The organism is Micromonospora sp. ATLC20, from assembly GCF_057196585.1.
In genome coordinates, this window is the sequence record NZ_JBXUOV010000034.1 from 1 (window position 1) to 16,598 (window position 16,598).

Consider the following 16,598-nt stretch of genomic DNA (forward strand, 5'->3'; position numbering starts at 1 on the left):
GGCCCGGCCCGGCCACGCCGTCGCGCGCCGGGGCGCTGCGCCGGCACCCGCTCGACGTGCCGCCCGAGGCACTGCGGGAGCTCTGCGGTCGGCTGCGGGTCACCCCCTACATGGTGCTGCTCGGCGCCTTCCAGGTGCTGCTGGCCCGCCTCACCGGCCGGTACGACGTGGCGGTGGGCACGCCCGTGGCGAACCGGGACCGCCCGGAGACCGCACCGCTGGTCGGGCTCCTCGTCAACACCGTCGTCGTCCGCACCGACCTCGGCGACGACCCCTCCTTCGAGACGGTGCTGGGCCGGGTACGTGCCGCGGTGCTGGCCGCCCAGGATCACCGGGACCTGCCCTTCGACCGGGTCGTCGAAGCGGTACGGCCGCCCCGGCACCCCGCCGGGAGCCCGCTGTTCCAGGTCATGTTCGTGCAGGCCGACGCCCCGGCACCGCTGCGCCTGGACGGGGTGGCGGCCGAAGCCGTCGAGCTGCCCACCCGGACCGCGAAGTTCGATCTCACAGTGGCCGTACGCCCCGCCGGGAGCGGCTCGGAGGTGCTGCTGGAGTACCGGACCGACCTGCTCGACACGGCCACCGTGGACCGGATCGCCGACCAGTTCCGCGTCCTGCTGGGCGACCTGCTCGCCGACCCGGCGACCCGGGTGCGTGACGCCCGCCTGCTCAGCGACGCCGAGCGGGACCGGATCCTCGTCGACTGGAACGACACCGGCACAGACGCCGCGCCTTCGACGGTGGTGCACGCGCTGATCGAGCGGCGGGCCCGGGCCGTACCGGAGGCGGTGGCCGCCACCGACGGCCGGCACGCGCTGACCTACCGGGAGCTGGACCGCCGCGCCGAGGCGCTGGCCGCCGTGCTGCGCGGGCACCGCATCGGCGTCGGTGACCTGGTCGGCGTGCTGCTCGACCGGGACGTGACGCTGCCCGTCGCGCTGCTCGGTGTGCTCAAGGCCGGCGCGGCGTACCTGCCGTTGGACCCGGCCAACCCGGCCGCCCGGCTGCGTCACCTGCTGGACGACGCCGCCGCCCCGGTGGTGCTCACCCGCGCCGAGCTGCGTGCCCTGCTGCCGTCCACCGGTGCCGCCGTGGTCGAGCTGGCGGCGGACGGCACCACCACCGACACCGGCTCGGCCGGGGACGGCACCACCACCCGGCCCGGCCCGGGCGACCTGGCGTACGTCATCCACACCTCCGGCTCCACCGGCCGTCCCAAGGGTGTCCAGGTCACCCACCGCGGGGTGGTGAACTATCTGCGCTGGGCCGCGGCGGCGTACCGGGTCGGGGTGGGTGACGTGGTGCCGACGCACTCGTCCGTCGGCTTCGACCTGACCGTCACCAGCCTGCTGGTGCCGCTGGTCGCCGGCGCCACCGTCGAGCTGATCGGTGCCGACGCCGGTCCGCAAGGGCTCGGCGAGGCGCTGCGCGCCCGGACCACCCCGTACGCCCTGGTCAAGCTCACGCCCACCCAGTTGGAGCTGGTCAGCCGGCAGCTCGGCCCGGCCGCCGCGGCGGGCCGCACCCGCTGCCTCGTCATCGGCGGCGAGAACCTGCGCGCCGACCAGCTGACCTTGTGGCGGCAGCACGCGCGCGCCACCCGGCTGTTCAACGAGTACGGCCCGACCGAGACGGTGGTCGGCTGCGTGGTGTACGAGGTCGGCCCGGACGACCCGGGCACCGGCAACGTACCGATCGGCCGGCCGATCGCCGGCACCACGCGGTACGTGCTCGACGACCGCGGTGCCCCGGTCCCGGTCGGCGTCACCGGGGAGCTGTACGTCGGCGGGGCCGGCGTGGCCCGTGGCTACCTCGGCCGGCCCGGCCTCACCGCCGAACGCTTCGTGCCCGACCCGTACGGCACCGGTCGGCTCTACCGCACCGGTGACCTGGTCCGCTACCGGCCCGACGGGATCCTGGAGTACCTGGGCCGCCGCGACGGGCAGGTGAAGCTGCGGGGCTACCGGATCGAGCGGGGCGAGATCGAGGCGGCGCTGCGCCGGGCGCGGCCGGACGCCGACGTGGCGGTCGTACTGCGCCACGACGACCCGGACGATCCGCGGCTGGTGGCCTACCTGACCGGGGCGGTGGACGCGGCGGCGCTGCGTACGGCGCTGGCGGCGGAGCTGCCCGCCTGGATGGTTCCCGCCGCGTTCGTCGGCGTCGCCGCGTTGCCGCTGACCGGCAACGGCAAGCTCGACGAGGCCGCCCTGCCCGCCCCGGAGAACGGCTCGCCGCCGGCCATCGGGCAACCGGCGGCAGCCGGCTCGCGACCGGCCACCGTGGAGCAAACGGCAGGCGTGCCGACCGGCGGTGCCGCGCTCGGTCTCGCCGAGGCCGAGCGGCTGGTGACCGACGTGTGGCGGGAGGTGCTCGGGGTCGACCGGATCGACGCCGGGGACAACTTCTTCCACCTCGGTGGGCACTCGATGAAGCTGCTCGCGGTGCACACCCGGCTCGTCGAGCGGCTCGGCGACGTGGCCACCGTGACCGACCTGTTCCGACACACCACTGTGGCCGCGCTGGCCCGGTTCCTCGCCGCCGACGTCGAGTCCGCGCCGACCCGCCGGGCCCCGGCCCGCACCGGCGTGCCCGGCGACGCGGTCGCCGTGGTCGGCATGGCGCTGCGCTTCCCCGGCGCGACCACTCCGGAGGAGTACTGGCGCACCATCCGCGACGGCATCGAAGCGGTCCGCGAGTTCAGCACCGAGGAACTGCTCGCCGCCGGAGCCGACCCGGCGCTGGTCCACGACCCCGCGTACGTTCGCCGGGGTACCGAGCTGGCCGACATCGACCGCTTCGACGCCGCCTTCTTCGGCTTCACCCCGCGCGAGGCGCAGGTCCTCGACCCGCAGCACCGGCTGCTGCTCGAGATCGCCTGGGAGGCCCTCGAACGGGCCGGGCACGACCCGGAGAACTTCGCCGGGCCGGTCGGCCTCTTCGCCGGCTCCGGACGCACCACCTATCTGCTGGAGCACCTGCGCAGCAACCCGGACGTGGTCCGCGCGGTCGGCGAGTACCAGCTCGCGGTCAGCAACGACAAGGACTTCCTGGCCAGCCGGGCGTCGTACCAGCTGAATCTGACCGGGCCCAGCGTCAGCGTCAGCACGGCCTGCTCCACCTCACTGGTCGCCGTGCACATGGCCCGGCGCAGCCTGCTGGCCGGCGAGTGCGACCTGGCCCTGGCCGGTGGCGTCACCGTCTTCCCGGCCCAGCGCCAGGGCTACCTGCACTCCGACGGGCTCTTCTCACCCGACGGGCACTGCCGGCCCTTCGACGCCGACGCCCGCGGCACCATCGCCTCCAGCGGCGCCGGGGTGGTGGTGCTGCGCCGGCTGGCCGACGCGCTCGCCGACGGCGACGAGATCCACGCGGTGATCCGCGGCTCCGCCACAAACAACGACGGCGCCCGCCGGGCCGGTTACTCCGCGCCCGGGGTGGCCGGTCAGGTCGAGGTGGTCACCCGGGCGCTCGCCGACGCCGGCGTGCACCCCCGCGACATCGGCCTGCTGGAGGCGCACGGTACCGGCACCCTGCTCGGCGACCCGATCGAGGTGGCCGCGCTGACCGAGGCGTTCCGGCGGGGCACCGACGACCGGCAGTTCTGCGCGCTCGGCTCGGTGAAGGCCAACATCGGCCACACCGACGCGGCGGCCGGCGTCGCCGGCCTGATCAAGGCGGTGCTGGCGCTGCGCCACCGCACCCTGCCCCCGGCGGTCAACGTCACCCGGCCCAACCCGGCCCTGGAGCTGGCCACCGGCCCGTTCCGGCTCCTCGGCACCAGCCGCGACTGGCCGGCCGACCGGGGACCCCGCCGCGCCGGGGTCAGCTCCTTCGGAATGGGCGGCACCAACGCCCACGTGGTGCTGGAGGAGCCCCCGGCCCGGCCCGCCCCGCCGGCCGCACCGACGGCGCCGGGCCCGCGGCTGCTGCTGCTCTCCGCGCGTACGCCGGCCGCCCTGGACCGGGCCACCGCACGGCTGCGGGAGCACCTGGCCGCGTACCCCGATCTGCCGTTGGCGGACGTCGCCGCCGGCCTGGCCCGCCGGCAGCCGATGCCGCACCGGCGGACCCTGGTCTGCGCGGACGTCGCCGACGCCCTCGACGGCCTGGCCGCTCCGGAGCGGCTGCCCACCGCGCACGCCGACCGGCGCGACCGCCGGCTGGCGTTCGTCTTCCCCGGCCACGGCCCCGAACACGTCGGCATGGGCGCCGGCCTGTACGCGGCGGACCCCGGCTACCGGGCCGTGGTCGACGAGTGCACCGACCTGCTGCGCGAGCGGTACGGGGTGGACCTGCGCCCGGTGCTGCTGCCCGACCCCGCCGAACGGGCCGACGCCGAGCGGGCCCTCGCCGACCCGACCGTCTTCCAGACCGCGCTCTTCGTCACCGGCTACGCCCTCGGCCGCACCCTGATCGACCGGGGCGTACGCCCCGACGTGCTGGCCGGACACAGCCTCGGCGAGTACGTCGCGGCCTGCCTGGCCGGCGTCTTCGACGTCGCCGACGCGCTGCGGCTGGTCTGCGCCCGTAGCCGCCTCTCCGGCCGCACCGAACCCGGCGCGATGCTGGCCGTGTCACTGCCGGAGGCCGAACTGACCGGGCTGCTCGGCGACGATCTCGGTCTGGCCGCCGTCAACGGGCCCGGGCTCTGCGTACTGGCCGGGCGTCCCGCCGCCGTCGACCGGGCCGAGGAGCGGCTGCGCCGCGACGGGGTGGAGTGCCGCCGGCTGCGGGCCGACCGTGGCTACCACTCGCCGCTGCTGGAACCGGTGCTCGACGAGTTCCGCACCGAGGCGCGGCAGGTCCGGTACCGCACGCCGCGACTGCCGTACCTGTCCAACGTGACCGGTGCGCCGGTCACCGACGCCGAGGCCACCGACCCCGAGCACTGGGTGCGGCACCTGCGCCGCACGGTCCGTTTCGCCGACTGCGCGGCGTGGCTGGTCGACCAGGACCTGGTGGTCGCCGAGGCCGGGCCCGGGCACACCCTCGGCGGCCTGGTCCGCCAGGCCGGTGCCCGACCCGGCCAGGTGGTGCAGCTGATGCGGCACCCGAAGGCCGACGCCGACGACCTGCTCACCGCACTGGACGGAATCGGGCGGCTCTGGCTGGCCGGCGTCCGGATCGACCAGGCGGCGTTCCACGGCGACGCCTACCGGCGCCGGGTGCCGCTGCCCACCTACCCGTTCGAGCGGACCCGGCACTGGATCGACCGCCCGGCCTCCGGGCCGTCGGCACCGCCGGTCACCGGCGCCGCCGTCCTGCCGGAGGCGGTCGAGCCGGCCGACGACGCGGGCACCCCGCAGGCCGGGAACGGGAACCGGCCGGCGCTGAGCATCGCCTACCAGGCGCCGCGCGACGACGCCGAACGGCAGGTCACCGCGATCGTCGAGGAGTTGCTCGGCATCGCCCCGGTCGGCGTGCACGACAGCTTCTTCGACCTGGGCGGGCACTCGCTGCTCGCCACCCAGCTGGTGGCCCGGCTGCACACCCAGCTCGGCGTGGCGCTGCCGATCGACGCGGTCTTCGCCCGCCCCACCGCAGCCGGTATCGCCGCCGCCCTGCCGGACGCCCCGGCGCCGGCGGCCACCCCGATCCCGCGCGCCGACGACGACGGGCCGGCGCCGGTCTCCTCGGGGCAGCGCCGGCTGTGGTTCCTGGAGCAGGTCCACGACCAGGTCGCGTACGCCGTGGCCACCGGTCTGCGGCTGCACGGCGAGCTGGACGTCACAGTGCTCACCGACGCGCTGACCGAGCTGGTCCGCCGGCACGACGCGCTGCGTACCGTCTTCCGCCCCGGTCCCGACGGCGGCGACCCGGTGCAGCTGGTGCTCTCCGCCGAACGCGTCGCCCCGGCGGTGGTGGACCTGACCGGCCCGGACCCCGCACCGGTCGGCGGCGGGGCGGGCGAGGAGGCCGGCGATGCCGCGCTCGCCGAGCGGGAACGGGTGGCCGTGGTGGCCGAGGCCCGCCGGCCGTTCGACCTCGCCGCCGGGCCGCTGCTCCGGGCCGTGCTGTTCCGTTCCGGCCCCCGGCGGCACCTGCTCTGCCTGACCATGCACCACATCGTCTCCGACGGCTGGTCGCTCGGCGTCATCCGGGCCGAGCTGGGCGCCCTGTACGCCGCGTTCCTGGCCGGCCGGCCGTCGCCCCTGCCCGAGCTGCCCGTGCGGTACGCCGACTACGCCCGCTGGCAGCGGGACCGGGCCGCGAGCGGTGCGGACGATCTGGCGTACTGGACGCGGCGGCTGGCCGGGGCGCCGACCGCGCTGGACCTGCCCACGGACCGGCCCCGCCCGCCGGTGCAGACCTTCGACGGCGCGGTCGCCCGGCTGACCCTGCCGGTGGACCTGACCGAGCGGCTGCGCCGGCTCGGCCGGGAGCACAACGCCACCCTCTACATGACCCTGCTGGCCGCGGTGCAGACCCTGCTGTTCCGCTACACCGGCCAGCCCGACGTCTGCGTCGGCTCCCCGGTGGCCGGCCGGGTCCGGTCCGAACTGGAACCCCTGGTCGGCTTCTTCCTCAACAGCATCGTGCTGCGCACCACCCTGGACGGCGACTGGACCGTCACCCGGCTGCTGGAGGAGACCCGGCGCACCGCGCTGGAGGCGTACGAGCACCAGGAGGCGCCGTTCGAGCGGGTGGTGGACGCGCTCAAGGTGCCCCGGGACCTCAGCCGCAACGCCCTCTTCCAGGTGATGGTCAACCTGCTCAACCTGCCCGACCAGCGGCTTGAGCTGCCCGGCCTGCGGGTCGAGCAGCTGCCCGTCGACTCCGGCACCGCCCAGGTCGACCTGGCTCTCTACGCGTACGACAACCCCGACGGGCTGCTCTGCTGTCTGGAGTACAACACCGCGCTCTTCGACGAGGCCACCGCGGCGCGGATGCTGGCCCACCTGGAGACCCTGCTGGCCGGCTTCGTCGCCGACCCGACGCGCCGGCTGGCCGAGCTGGAGCTGCTCACCGAGGCGGAGCGACGGCGGCAGCTGCACGACTGGAACGACACCGCCCGCCCGCTGCCCCCGGTGGGCCTGGCCGAGCTGATCCGGGCCCAGGTGGCCCGTGGTCCCCAGCGGCCGGCCGTCACCTTCGAGGGGACCACGCTCAGCTACGCCGAACTCGACGTGCGGGCCAACCGGCTCGCGCACCGGCTGCGCCGGGTCGGCGTCGAACCGGACGCCACAGTGGCGGTCAGCCTCGAGCGCTCGGCCGACCTGCTGGTGGCGCTGCTCGCCGTGCTCAAGGCCGGCGGCGCGTACGTCCCGCTGGACCCGTCGTACCCGCTGGACCGGCAGCGCTACGTGCTGGAGCACAGCCGGGCCGGGGTGCTGATCGCCGAGCCCGCGCTGGCCGGACGGTTCGCCGACTTCGCCGGCCCGGTGCTCCGGGTCGACGACCCCGGGCTGGCCGTCGAGCCGGCCACCGCCCCGGAGCCGGTCACCACCCCGCAGCAGCTGGCCTACGTGCTCTACACCTCCGGCTCCACCGGCCGGCCCAAGGGGGTCCGGGTCAGCCACGCCAGCGTGGTGAACCTGCTGCTCGCGATGGCCGACGACCCCGGCCTGGGCCCGGACGACACCCTGGTCGCGTTGACCACCTTCGCCTTCGACATCTCGGTGCTGGAGCTGTTCCTGCCGCTGGTGGTGGGCGCACGGGTGGTGATCGCCGGCCGGGACGTCGGCTACGACGCGACCGCGCTGGCCGCGCTGCTCGCCGCCGAGCGGGCCACGGTGCTCCAGGCCACCCCGGCGACGTGGCGGCTGCTCCTCGGCTCCGGCTGGCCGGGCATGCCCGGCCTGACCGCGCTCTGCGGCGGGGAGGCGCTGCCCGAGCCGCTGGCCCGGGACCTCGCGCCCCGGGTGGCCCGGCTGGTCAATGTGTACGGACCCACCGAGGCCACCATCTGGTCCACGATGGAGACCATCGACCCGGAGCACGTCGACGTCACCATCGGCCGGCCGATCGCCAACACCCGGGCGTACGTCCTCGACGCCGCCCTGCGGCCGGTCCCGGTGGGCGTGGTCGGCGAGCTGTACCTCGGCGGCGCCGGCGTGGCCCGCGACTACCTCGGCCAGCCGGAGCTCACCGCGCAACGGTTCCTCGACGACCCGTACGCCGAGCAGCCCGGTGCCCGGATGTACCGCACCGGCGACCTGGCCCGGTTCCGCCCCGACGGGCGCATCGAGTTCCTCGGTCGCAACGACTCGCAGGTGAAGCTGCGCGGTTACCGGATCGAGCTGGGCGAGATCGAGGCCGCCCTGCAACGGCACCCCGCGGTACGGGAGAGCGCGGTGCTGGTCCGCGACACCGACGGCGAGCCGGCGCTGGTGGCGTACCTGGCGCTGCGGCCGGGGGAGGAGGACCCGGGCGCCGGGGGCTGGCGGGCGGCACTGCGCGAGTGGCTGCCGGACTACATGGTCCCGTCGGCGTACGTGCTGCTGGACGCGCTGCCGCTCACCGCGAACGGCAAGCTGGACCGGGCCGCCCTGCCGGCGCCGGAACGCGGTGGGCGGGTGGTCGGCTCGGCCGTGGCGACCACCCCGGTGCAGCAGGCCCTCGCCGAGCGGTGGGCCGAGGTGCTCGGCTACGACCGGGTCGGCATCGACGACGACTTCTTCGACCTGGGTGGCGACTCGTTCACCGCGATCCGGGCGCTGAGCGGCATCGACCCGCCGATCAGCGTGCTCGACCTGTTCCGGCACCCCACCATCCGTGGCCTGACCGGCAACGCCGAGGCGACCGCCGGTCAGCCCCGGCGGCTGCTGCACGAGCTGACCCCGGCCCGGTCGGCGCCGCCGGCGGTGACGCTGGTCTGCGTACCGTTCGCCGGGGCCGGCGCGGTCACCTTCCAGCAGCTCGCGGCGGCCCTGCCCGACCACGTCGCGCTCTACGCGCTGCAACGCCCCGGGCACGACGTGAACCGGGCCGACGAGCCGACGCCCCCGCTGGACGAGCTGGTCGACCGTTGCGTGGCCGAGGTGACCGAACGGATCACCGGGCCGGTCATCGTCTACGGGCACTGCATCGGTGGCGCGATCGCGGTCGAGCTGGCCCGGCGGCTGGAGGAGGCCGGGGTGGACCTGCGCCGGCTGGTGGTCGGCGGCCACTTTCCGGCACCCCGGCTGCCCGGCCGGGCAGCCCGCTGGTTCCGCCGGGTCTTCCCGATGGAGCGGTGGACCTCGAAGCGGCACGCGCTGGAGATGCTGCGCGCCATGGGCTTCTTCACCGACGTGCTGGACCAGCGGGAGAAGGACTTCCTGATGGGCGTCTTCCTCAGCGACACCCGCATCGGCGAGGACTACTACACCGACGTCTACGCCGACCCGCCCGCCCGCCGCCTCGCCGCGCCGATCGTCTGCGTGGTGGGCACCGGCGACCGCACCACCGAGCTGTACGAGGAGCGCTACCGGGAGTGGACCTACTTCGCCGACGACGTCTCCCTGCGCACCATCGGCGGTGCCGGCCACTACTTCCAGAAGCACCAGGCCGGCGAGCTGGCCGACATCATCCTCACCGAGCCCGAGCCCGAGCCCGAGCCCGAGCCCGAGGCCGCGCCGGCCACCTCGGTCGAGCCGGCTGTCCCGGTGGCGGCCGGGTCGGCGACGGCGCCCCCAGGCCGGGCACGACCTGCGACGCCGCCACCCCGGGACGGGCGGGCGGCCCCGGCCGGCCCGGGACGGGGTGACCTGCGCACCTTCCTCCTGGTCGCCTTCGGGCAGCTGATCTCCCTGGTCGGCACCGGTCTGACCAACTTCGCCGTGTCGCTCTGGGTCTACCAGCGCACCGGCTCGATCTCCTGGTTCGCGCTGGCCGCGATGCTGGCGCTGCTGCCGGCGGCGGTGCTCGCCCCGGTGGCCGGGGCGGTGGCCGACCGGTTCGACCGGCGGCTGGTCATGATCGGCGCGGACTGCCTCGCCGCCACCGGCACGGTCACCCTGGCCGGACTGCTCTGGCTGGACCGGTTGCAGATCTGGCACGTCTTCGCCGCGGTCACTGTCAGCGCCGTCGCCAACGCCTTCCAGCAACCCGCGTACCTGGCGGCGGTGACCCAGCTGGTGCCGAAGCGGTACTACGGCCGGGCCAACGGCATCGTGTCGCTGGGCAGCGCCACCGGCACCGTCCTCGCCCCGCTGCTCGGCGGCGCGCTGGTGGTCGCCGTCGGGCTGCGCGGGGTGGTCCTGATCGACCTGGTGAGCTTCCTGGTCGCGGTGGGCATCACGCTCTCCGTACGCTTCCCGGCGACCATGTTCAAGCGCCGTGAGGAGTCCTTCGGCCGGGAGCTGCTCGGCGGCTGGCGGTTCGTCTCCCGGCGGCACGGCCTGCTCTCGCTGATCCTGCTCGCTGCGGCGCTGAACTACTTCTTCGCCGTGGTGGAGGTGCTGGCCACCCCGCTGACCCTCGCCCTCGGCGACCCGTCGGTGCTCGGCATGGTGCTCGCCGCCAGCGGTATCGGCATGCTGCTGGGCAGCGTGCTGATGGGGGTGTGGGGCGGCACGTCGCGGCGTACCACCGGGGTGCTTGTCGGAATCCTGCTGCTGGGCGTGGCGATGATCGTGGCGGGGCTGCGGCCGAACCCGGTCTTCCCGGCCATCGGCCTGTTCGGTCTCGGCCTGACGTCGGCGCTGGTAAACACCCATCTGCTGGCGCTGGTGCAGGCCAAGGTCGGGCTGGAGCTGCAGGGGCGGGTGCTCGCCACCAACCTGATGCTCACCTGGCTGATGGTCCCGGTCGGCTTCCTCACCGCCGCACCGCTGGCCGAGCGGGTCTTCACCCCTCTGGTCTCCGGCACCGGGCCGGTCGCCGACCTGGCAGCCGTCCTGGTCGGCCACGGCCCTGGACGGGGCATCGCGCTCACCGCGGTGGCCGCCGGCGTGTGCAGCCTGCTGCTGGCCGCCGTCGGCTGGTCGTACCGGCCGATCCGGCGGCTGGAGGACGAGCTGCCCGACGCCGACCCGGGAACGGTCATCGTGGCGGACAAGGATCGCATCCAGGACGAGGCCGACCGCCGGCTGGCCGAACTGGCCGGCACCGGCCACGGCTGACCCGCGCACCGGGGCCCGGCCGGCACCGGCCGGGCCCCGTCCCCGCCGGCCGAGGGCGTCGAGGGCTTCGCGTCCCCGTGCCTCCGGTCGGAGCGTCCGCGTCGCCAGGCACGCCTGGTGTCTCTTCCCCGGAGGGGCGACGCTCTCAGCGCAGGCCACCCGGTCTCAGCGCAGGCCGCCCGGTCCGACCAAGCCCGTTTCATAGGCGACGATGACCAGTTGCGCCCGATCACGTACCGCCAGTTTGGTCAGCAACCGCCCGACGTGCGTCTTCACGGTGGCCAGGCTGAGACCGAGGTGCCCGGCCAACTCCGCGTTGGACAGGCCCCGGCCGATCAGCGTGAGCACTTCCCGTTCCCGCTCGGTCACCCCGTCCAGCCGTCGTGGCAGCGGCCGGGCCGGCTCGGGCCGACGGGCGAACTCGTCGATGAGCCGGCGGGTCACCGTCGGCGCGAGCAGCCCCTCACCGGCGGCCACCACCCGGATGCCGGCCAGCAGTTCCGCCGGCGGGGTGTCCTTGAGCAGGAACCCGCTGGCTCCGGCCCGCAGTGCCCCGTAGACGTACTCGTCCAGGTCGAACGTGGTCAGGATGACGACCCGGGTGCCGGCGGTGGCGGGTTCGCCGCAGATCCGCCGGGTCGCCTCGATGCCGTCCATCTCCGGCATCCGCACGTCCATCAGCACCACGTCCGGCCGGTGCTCGGCGGCCAGCGCCACAGCCTCCACGCCGGTGCCCGCCTCGCCGACAGTGGTGAGGCCCGGGGTGGAATCGACCAACAGCCGGAAACTGCCGCGCAGCAGCGCCTGGTCGTCGGCGATCAGCACCCGGATCACGCGGCCACCCGGTAGGGCACACTCGCCGTCACCGCGTAGCCGCCGCCGGAGCACGGCCCGGCGTGGAACTCGCCTCCGTGCGACGTCACCCGTTCCCGCATGCCGATCAGCCCGTGCCCCTCCCCGCCGGGCAGCACAGGCCGGCGGCCGTCGTCGGTCACCTCGACCCGGACCTCGCGAGGCGTGACGGTCACCGTCGCCCGGCAGGCCGCCGGCGCCGCGTGTTTCACCACGTTGGTCACCGCCTCCTGCACGATCCGGTAGACCGTCAGTCCCACCGACTCCGGCACCGCGCCGGCCGGTTCCTCCCGCCGTACGTCGAGCCGAACGTCCACACCACCGATCGCCGCCTGCCGGGCGAGCACGGGCAACTCGTCCAGCCCGGGCGCCGGGGCGTACGGGGTGTCCTCGCGCAGTACCCCGAGCACCCGGCGTACATCGGTCAGCGCGTTGCGGCCGGTCTCCTCGATCACCCGCAGTGCGGCCCCCGCCTCGCGGGGATCGGTCTCGGCGACGTGGTTGGCGACTGCCGCCTTCACCACGATGAGGCTCAAGGTGTGGGCGACCACGTCGTGCAGCTCCCTCGCCACCCGTAACCGCTCCTCGGCGACGGCTTGCCGGACCACATGCTCGCCCTGCCGGGCGGCGAGGGCGCGGCGCTCACGGACCAACCAGCCGATCACCCAGGCAGGAGCGATCATGACGGCGGCGTAGACGACGGCACCGGTCCGCGACCAGAGATCACCAGCGGTCAGCGCCAGCGCGACGCTCACCAGAGCGAGACAACCGGCGGCACTGAGCAGCGACCGGCGGGTGGCCGTCGACGCGCCCACCGTGTAGAAGGACAGACCGACGGCGACCGCCGGCGCGGCGGCGGCGAAGTTAGGAATCACGCCGGTGACCAGGGCTGCTGCGGTGCTGCCGCTGATCATGACGGAAACGGGGACCGGCCACCGTCGCCGGACGGCCAACGGCAGCCCGAGAGACATCCCGACGAGCACGGACACCCAGAGCGGCTCGCGTACGCCACCGTGCAACGGCGACTCCAGGGCCGCGTACGGGCAGAGCAGCCCGCCGACCGCCACGGCGAGCACGGCGTCCACGACGTACAGGTCCACCGGCCGCAGCCGCCGGGTCAGCAGGGGAGCTGTCACCCGCACGACGGTATCGGCCGGCCGGGTCCGCCGCGTCCACCTGCGGGCGGTCATCCCGGAGGACGACGTACCGGCGATTCCGGCCCTCCGCCTCCACCCGGCGGAGGGCCGGAAAGTGTCCACGCCGGCACGACGCGCGGCACCCCGCACACCGGGCACCGTGGCGGCCATGACCACACACACGGTGACCCTGACGGGGCTACGCGCGGTGTACGGCACCGCAACCCGGCGGGTGACGGCGCTCGACGGCGTGACGACCGGCTTCGCGAGCGGCACGTTCACGGCGGTGATGGGCCCCTCGGGCTCGGGCAAGTCCACCCTGCTGCACTGCGCGGCGGGGCTGGACCGCCCGACCGAGGGGACCGTCACCATCGACGGCACCCGCCTCGACGACCTGGGTGAGGACGAGCTGACCCGGCTGCGCCGCGATCGGATCGGATTCGTGTTCCAGGCGTTCAACCTGGTGTCCACGCTGACCGCGGCGCAGAACGTCGAGTTGCCGCTGCGCCTGGCCGGCCGCCGCCCGCCGGCTCGGGACGTCGCCGCCGCGCTCGACGCCGTGGGTCTGGCCGGCCGGGCCGGGCACCGGCCGGGCGAGCTGTCCGGCGGCGAGCAGCAGCGCGTCGCCGTGGCCCGGGCGTTGATCACCCGCCCGGCGGTGGTCTTCGCCGACGAGCCGACCGGGGCGCTGGACAGCGCGGCGTCCCGACAGGTGCTCCGACTGCTGCGCGCACTCGTCGACGACCAGGGGCAGACCGTCGTGATGGTGACCCACGATCCCGCCGCCGCCGCGTACGCCGATCGGGTCCTGCTGCTCGCCGACGGCCGCGTCGTCGACGAGCTGGACGGCGAGATCACCGCGGCGGTTGTCGCCGCGCGGATCGCCGAGCGTGCGGACCGCCCGTCCGAGCACGAGGCGACGCCTGCGGGGCCGGCGTGCTGAGCATCCGGCGGTCGGTCAGTGCGTTCGTGGCCGTGTCCATCGGGGTCACGCTGATCGCGGCGGCCACCCTGCTCCTCGCCTCCGGACGCCCGCAGGTGCCGGATCGGCTCGCGCGGGCGGCGGTGGTGGTGCAGAGCCCCGAAGCGGGCGCATCGCCCGACTCGTTCGTGCCGACGCGGCCCTGGTCCGCCACCACGACGGCGGAGCTCGCCGGCCGGCTGGCCGCCCTGCCCGGTGTCGCGGCGGCCGTGCCGGACCGGACCTTCTACGCGCAGCCGCTCGTCGCCGGTCGCCCCGCGGGCACCGATGGACGGCGGGAGGACGCCCACCAGGGGCACGGCTGGGCCAGCGCCCGACTCGGTGGACTGCGCCTCACCGCCGGCGAGCCGCCCCGCAGGCCCGGCGAGGTGGTGGTGGACCGTGCGCTCGGGCTGCGTCCCGGCGTGCCGGTCACCCTGCTGACGGCGGCAGGCCCGGAGTCGTACACCGTCACCGGTCTGGTCGACGAACCCGGCGTCCATGTCGCCGACGAGGTGGCCGCCACGCTCGCGCCCGGCGTCCGGGCCATCGGGCTGGTGCTCGCGGCGGGCGCGGACCCCGAGCGGGTCGCCACGGCGGCTCGCGGAATCGTCGGCGCGGACGGATCGGTTCTCACCGGTGACGCGCGTGGCGCGCTGGAGCCCCGCAACGACGCCCGCACCCGCTGGATCGGCATGCAGGTGCTCACCGCCACGGCGGCCCTCGCCGGCTTCGTCACGGTGTTCGTGGTCGCCTCCACCTTCGCGTTCACCGTCGCCCAGCGCCGCCGTGAGCTGGGCCTGCTGCGCGCCGTCGGCGCCACCGGGCGTCAGGTCCGCCGCATGGTGTACGGCGAGGCGCTCGTCGTCGGCGCCGTGGGCGGGATCGCCGGCCTGCTGGTGGGCGGCGGGCTCGCGCCGCTGCTGGGTCGGCTTCTCGTCGACGCCGGCTTCGAACCGTCGACCTTCCGGGTCGGGTACGAGCACTGGCCGGTCGCTCTCTCGCTCGTCGCCGGTCCGGTGATCTCGCTGCCGGCCGTCTGGTCGGCGTCGCGGCAGGCGGCCCGGGTCCGACCGCTTGAGGCGTTGCGCGAAGCGGCGGTGGAGCAGCGGCCGATCGGGAAGCTGCGCATCGCCACCGGTGCGCTGCTCGTCGCGGTGGGGGTCGCGCTCAGCATCGGGACGGCGACCGCCGACGAGGCCCGCGTCGCGGCGCAGTACGCCCTGTACGCGGTGATGGCGCTGGTGGCCGGTGCCACAGTCCTGGCTCCGGCGGTCGTCGGCCCGCTGGTGCGGATGTTGCGGTGGCCGGTGCGCCGACCGGGTGGCGCGATCGGGCTGCTGGTCCGGGCCGGGGCGTCGACCGCGACCCGGCGGACCGCTTCGATCGCCGCCCCGGTGCTGCTCACCGTCGCGTTCGCGGTACTGGTCGCCGGAATGGTGCGGACGACCACGGCTGCCTACGCGGCGGGCCGGGCCGACGACGTCAACGCCGGCTGGATCGTCGTGCCCGACCGCGCACCAGGCCTGTCGGACCAGGCCGTAGCGGCGACCGGGGGCACCGCCCTCCTCCCGACGACGGTCTACGAGAGCGACCCGAACTCGCCGCCGGCGAACCGGCCACTGACCGCGCTCGGCGTGGACCCGGCGGGCTTCGCCGCCGCGAACCGGGCGCTCACCGTCGTCGCCGGCTCACTGGACGACCTGAGCGGCGACGACACGGTGGTCCTCCCCGCCTCGGCGAACCGGCGGCCGGTCGAGCCGTACGAGCTGGTCTTCGCCGATGGGGAGTCGGTGTCGCTGCACGTCGTCGCCGTCGTCACCGACGACTCGATCCCCGGCGACCTGCTCCTGCCACGATCAGTGGTGCGGGCACACGACCCCTCGGCGCTCACCTCCACGGTGTACGTCCAGGATCGGATCGATCCTCCAACCGGAGCACGGATCATCGACGTGGCCGGGTGGGCGGCCGAGGCGGACCGCGCCGAGGACCGCCTCGTCTGGCTGTTCACGCTGCTACTGATCGGTGTCTCGGCGGGCTACGGGGCTGTCGCGGTGGCGAACACGTTGCTGATGGCCGCTTCCGGCCGGGTGGCCGACCTGCGGCTGATCCGGTTGGCCGGTGCCACCCGACGGCAGGTCATCTGGCTGGTCACGGCCGAGTCCGCCCTGGTGGTGCTGATCGGCGCGCTGCTCGGCGGGGCCGTCGCGTTCGTCGGTCTGCTGAGTATCCGTGCCGGCCTGGCCGAGCAGACCGGCGTACCGGTCGACCTGGTGGTGCCGTGGTCCGTCGTCGGCGGGGTGGTGGGGCTCTGCCTGCTCCTGGCGGTGCTGGCGAGCGCACTGCCGACCTGGCGGTCACTGGGTCGCCGGTGCCGTGGGGTGAACCGTATTGCCGCCTCCTCCAGACGTATCGACATCACAGCGCGGCCATCCTGATGACCGTCGGCCAGGAAATCTAGGCTGGGAGAGCTAGACATCTTCTGCCGTGTGGCATACTGTTCTTCGAGTCGAGAGGAAAGATCCGTCAAGACGCAGACGGACCGTCCGGCCGTGAGGACACGACGGGCGGCTGGGAGAGGAACACGCTTCACCGTTCCTC

At 74.9% G+C, this 16,598-nt stretch carries 5 protein-coding genes; 3 read left to right on the forward strand and 2 right to left on the reverse strand.

Annotation, left to right across the window (positions count from 1 at the left end; translation table 11 throughout):
- Positions 1-56 precede the first annotated feature (56 nt).
- Positions 57-11,048, forward strand: coding sequence for an amino acid adenylation domain-containing protein (locus AC2CHG_RS10475; RefSeq protein ID WP_484524639.1), 10,992 nt, complete (start codon positions 57-59; stop codon positions 11,046-11,048).
- Between the two features lie 165 nt (positions 11,049-11,213).
- On the opposite strand, the gene AC2CHG_RS10480 is transcribed toward AC2CHG_RS10475, so the two are convergent.
- Positions 11,214-11,882 carry a response regulator gene (locus AC2CHG_RS10480; RefSeq protein ID WP_262012696.1) on the reverse strand — a complete coding sequence of 223 codons (669 nt, stop codon included), beginning with the start codon at positions 11,880-11,882 and terminating at the stop codon, positions 11,214-11,216.
- A complete protein-coding gene (locus tag AC2CHG_RS10485) occupies positions 11,879-13,036 on the reverse strand; it encodes a sensor histidine kinase (RefSeq protein ID WP_484524640.1) in 1,158 nt (385 codons plus the stop codon). Before AC2CHG_RS10485 ends, AC2CHG_RS10480 begins: the two co-directional genes overlap by 4 nt.
- Positions 13,037-13,205: 169 nt before the next feature.
- Here AC2CHG_RS10485 and AC2CHG_RS10490 point away from each other — a divergent pair, with 169 nt between their 5' ends.
- The gene (locus AC2CHG_RS10490; protein ID WP_484524641.1) at positions 13,206-13,979 is read left to right on the forward strand and encodes an ABC transporter ATP-binding protein; all 774 of its coding nucleotides are present in this window, start codon (positions 13,206-13,208) and stop codon (positions 13,977-13,979) included.
- Complete coding sequence (locus AC2CHG_RS10495; protein WP_484524642.1) at positions 13,973-16,435, forward strand: ABC transporter permease; 2,463 nt, start codon at positions 13,973-13,975, stop codon at positions 16,433-16,435. Before AC2CHG_RS10490 ends, AC2CHG_RS10495 begins: the two co-directional genes overlap by 7 nt.
- Positions 16,436-16,598 lie beyond the last annotated feature (163 nt).

What these genes read in the sequence shown, in the direction of transcription:
- AC2CHG_RS10490 (WP_484524641.1), top strand. Translation starts at nt 13,206, where the DNA reads ATGACCACACACACGGTGACCCTGACGGGGCTACGCGCGGTGTACGGC.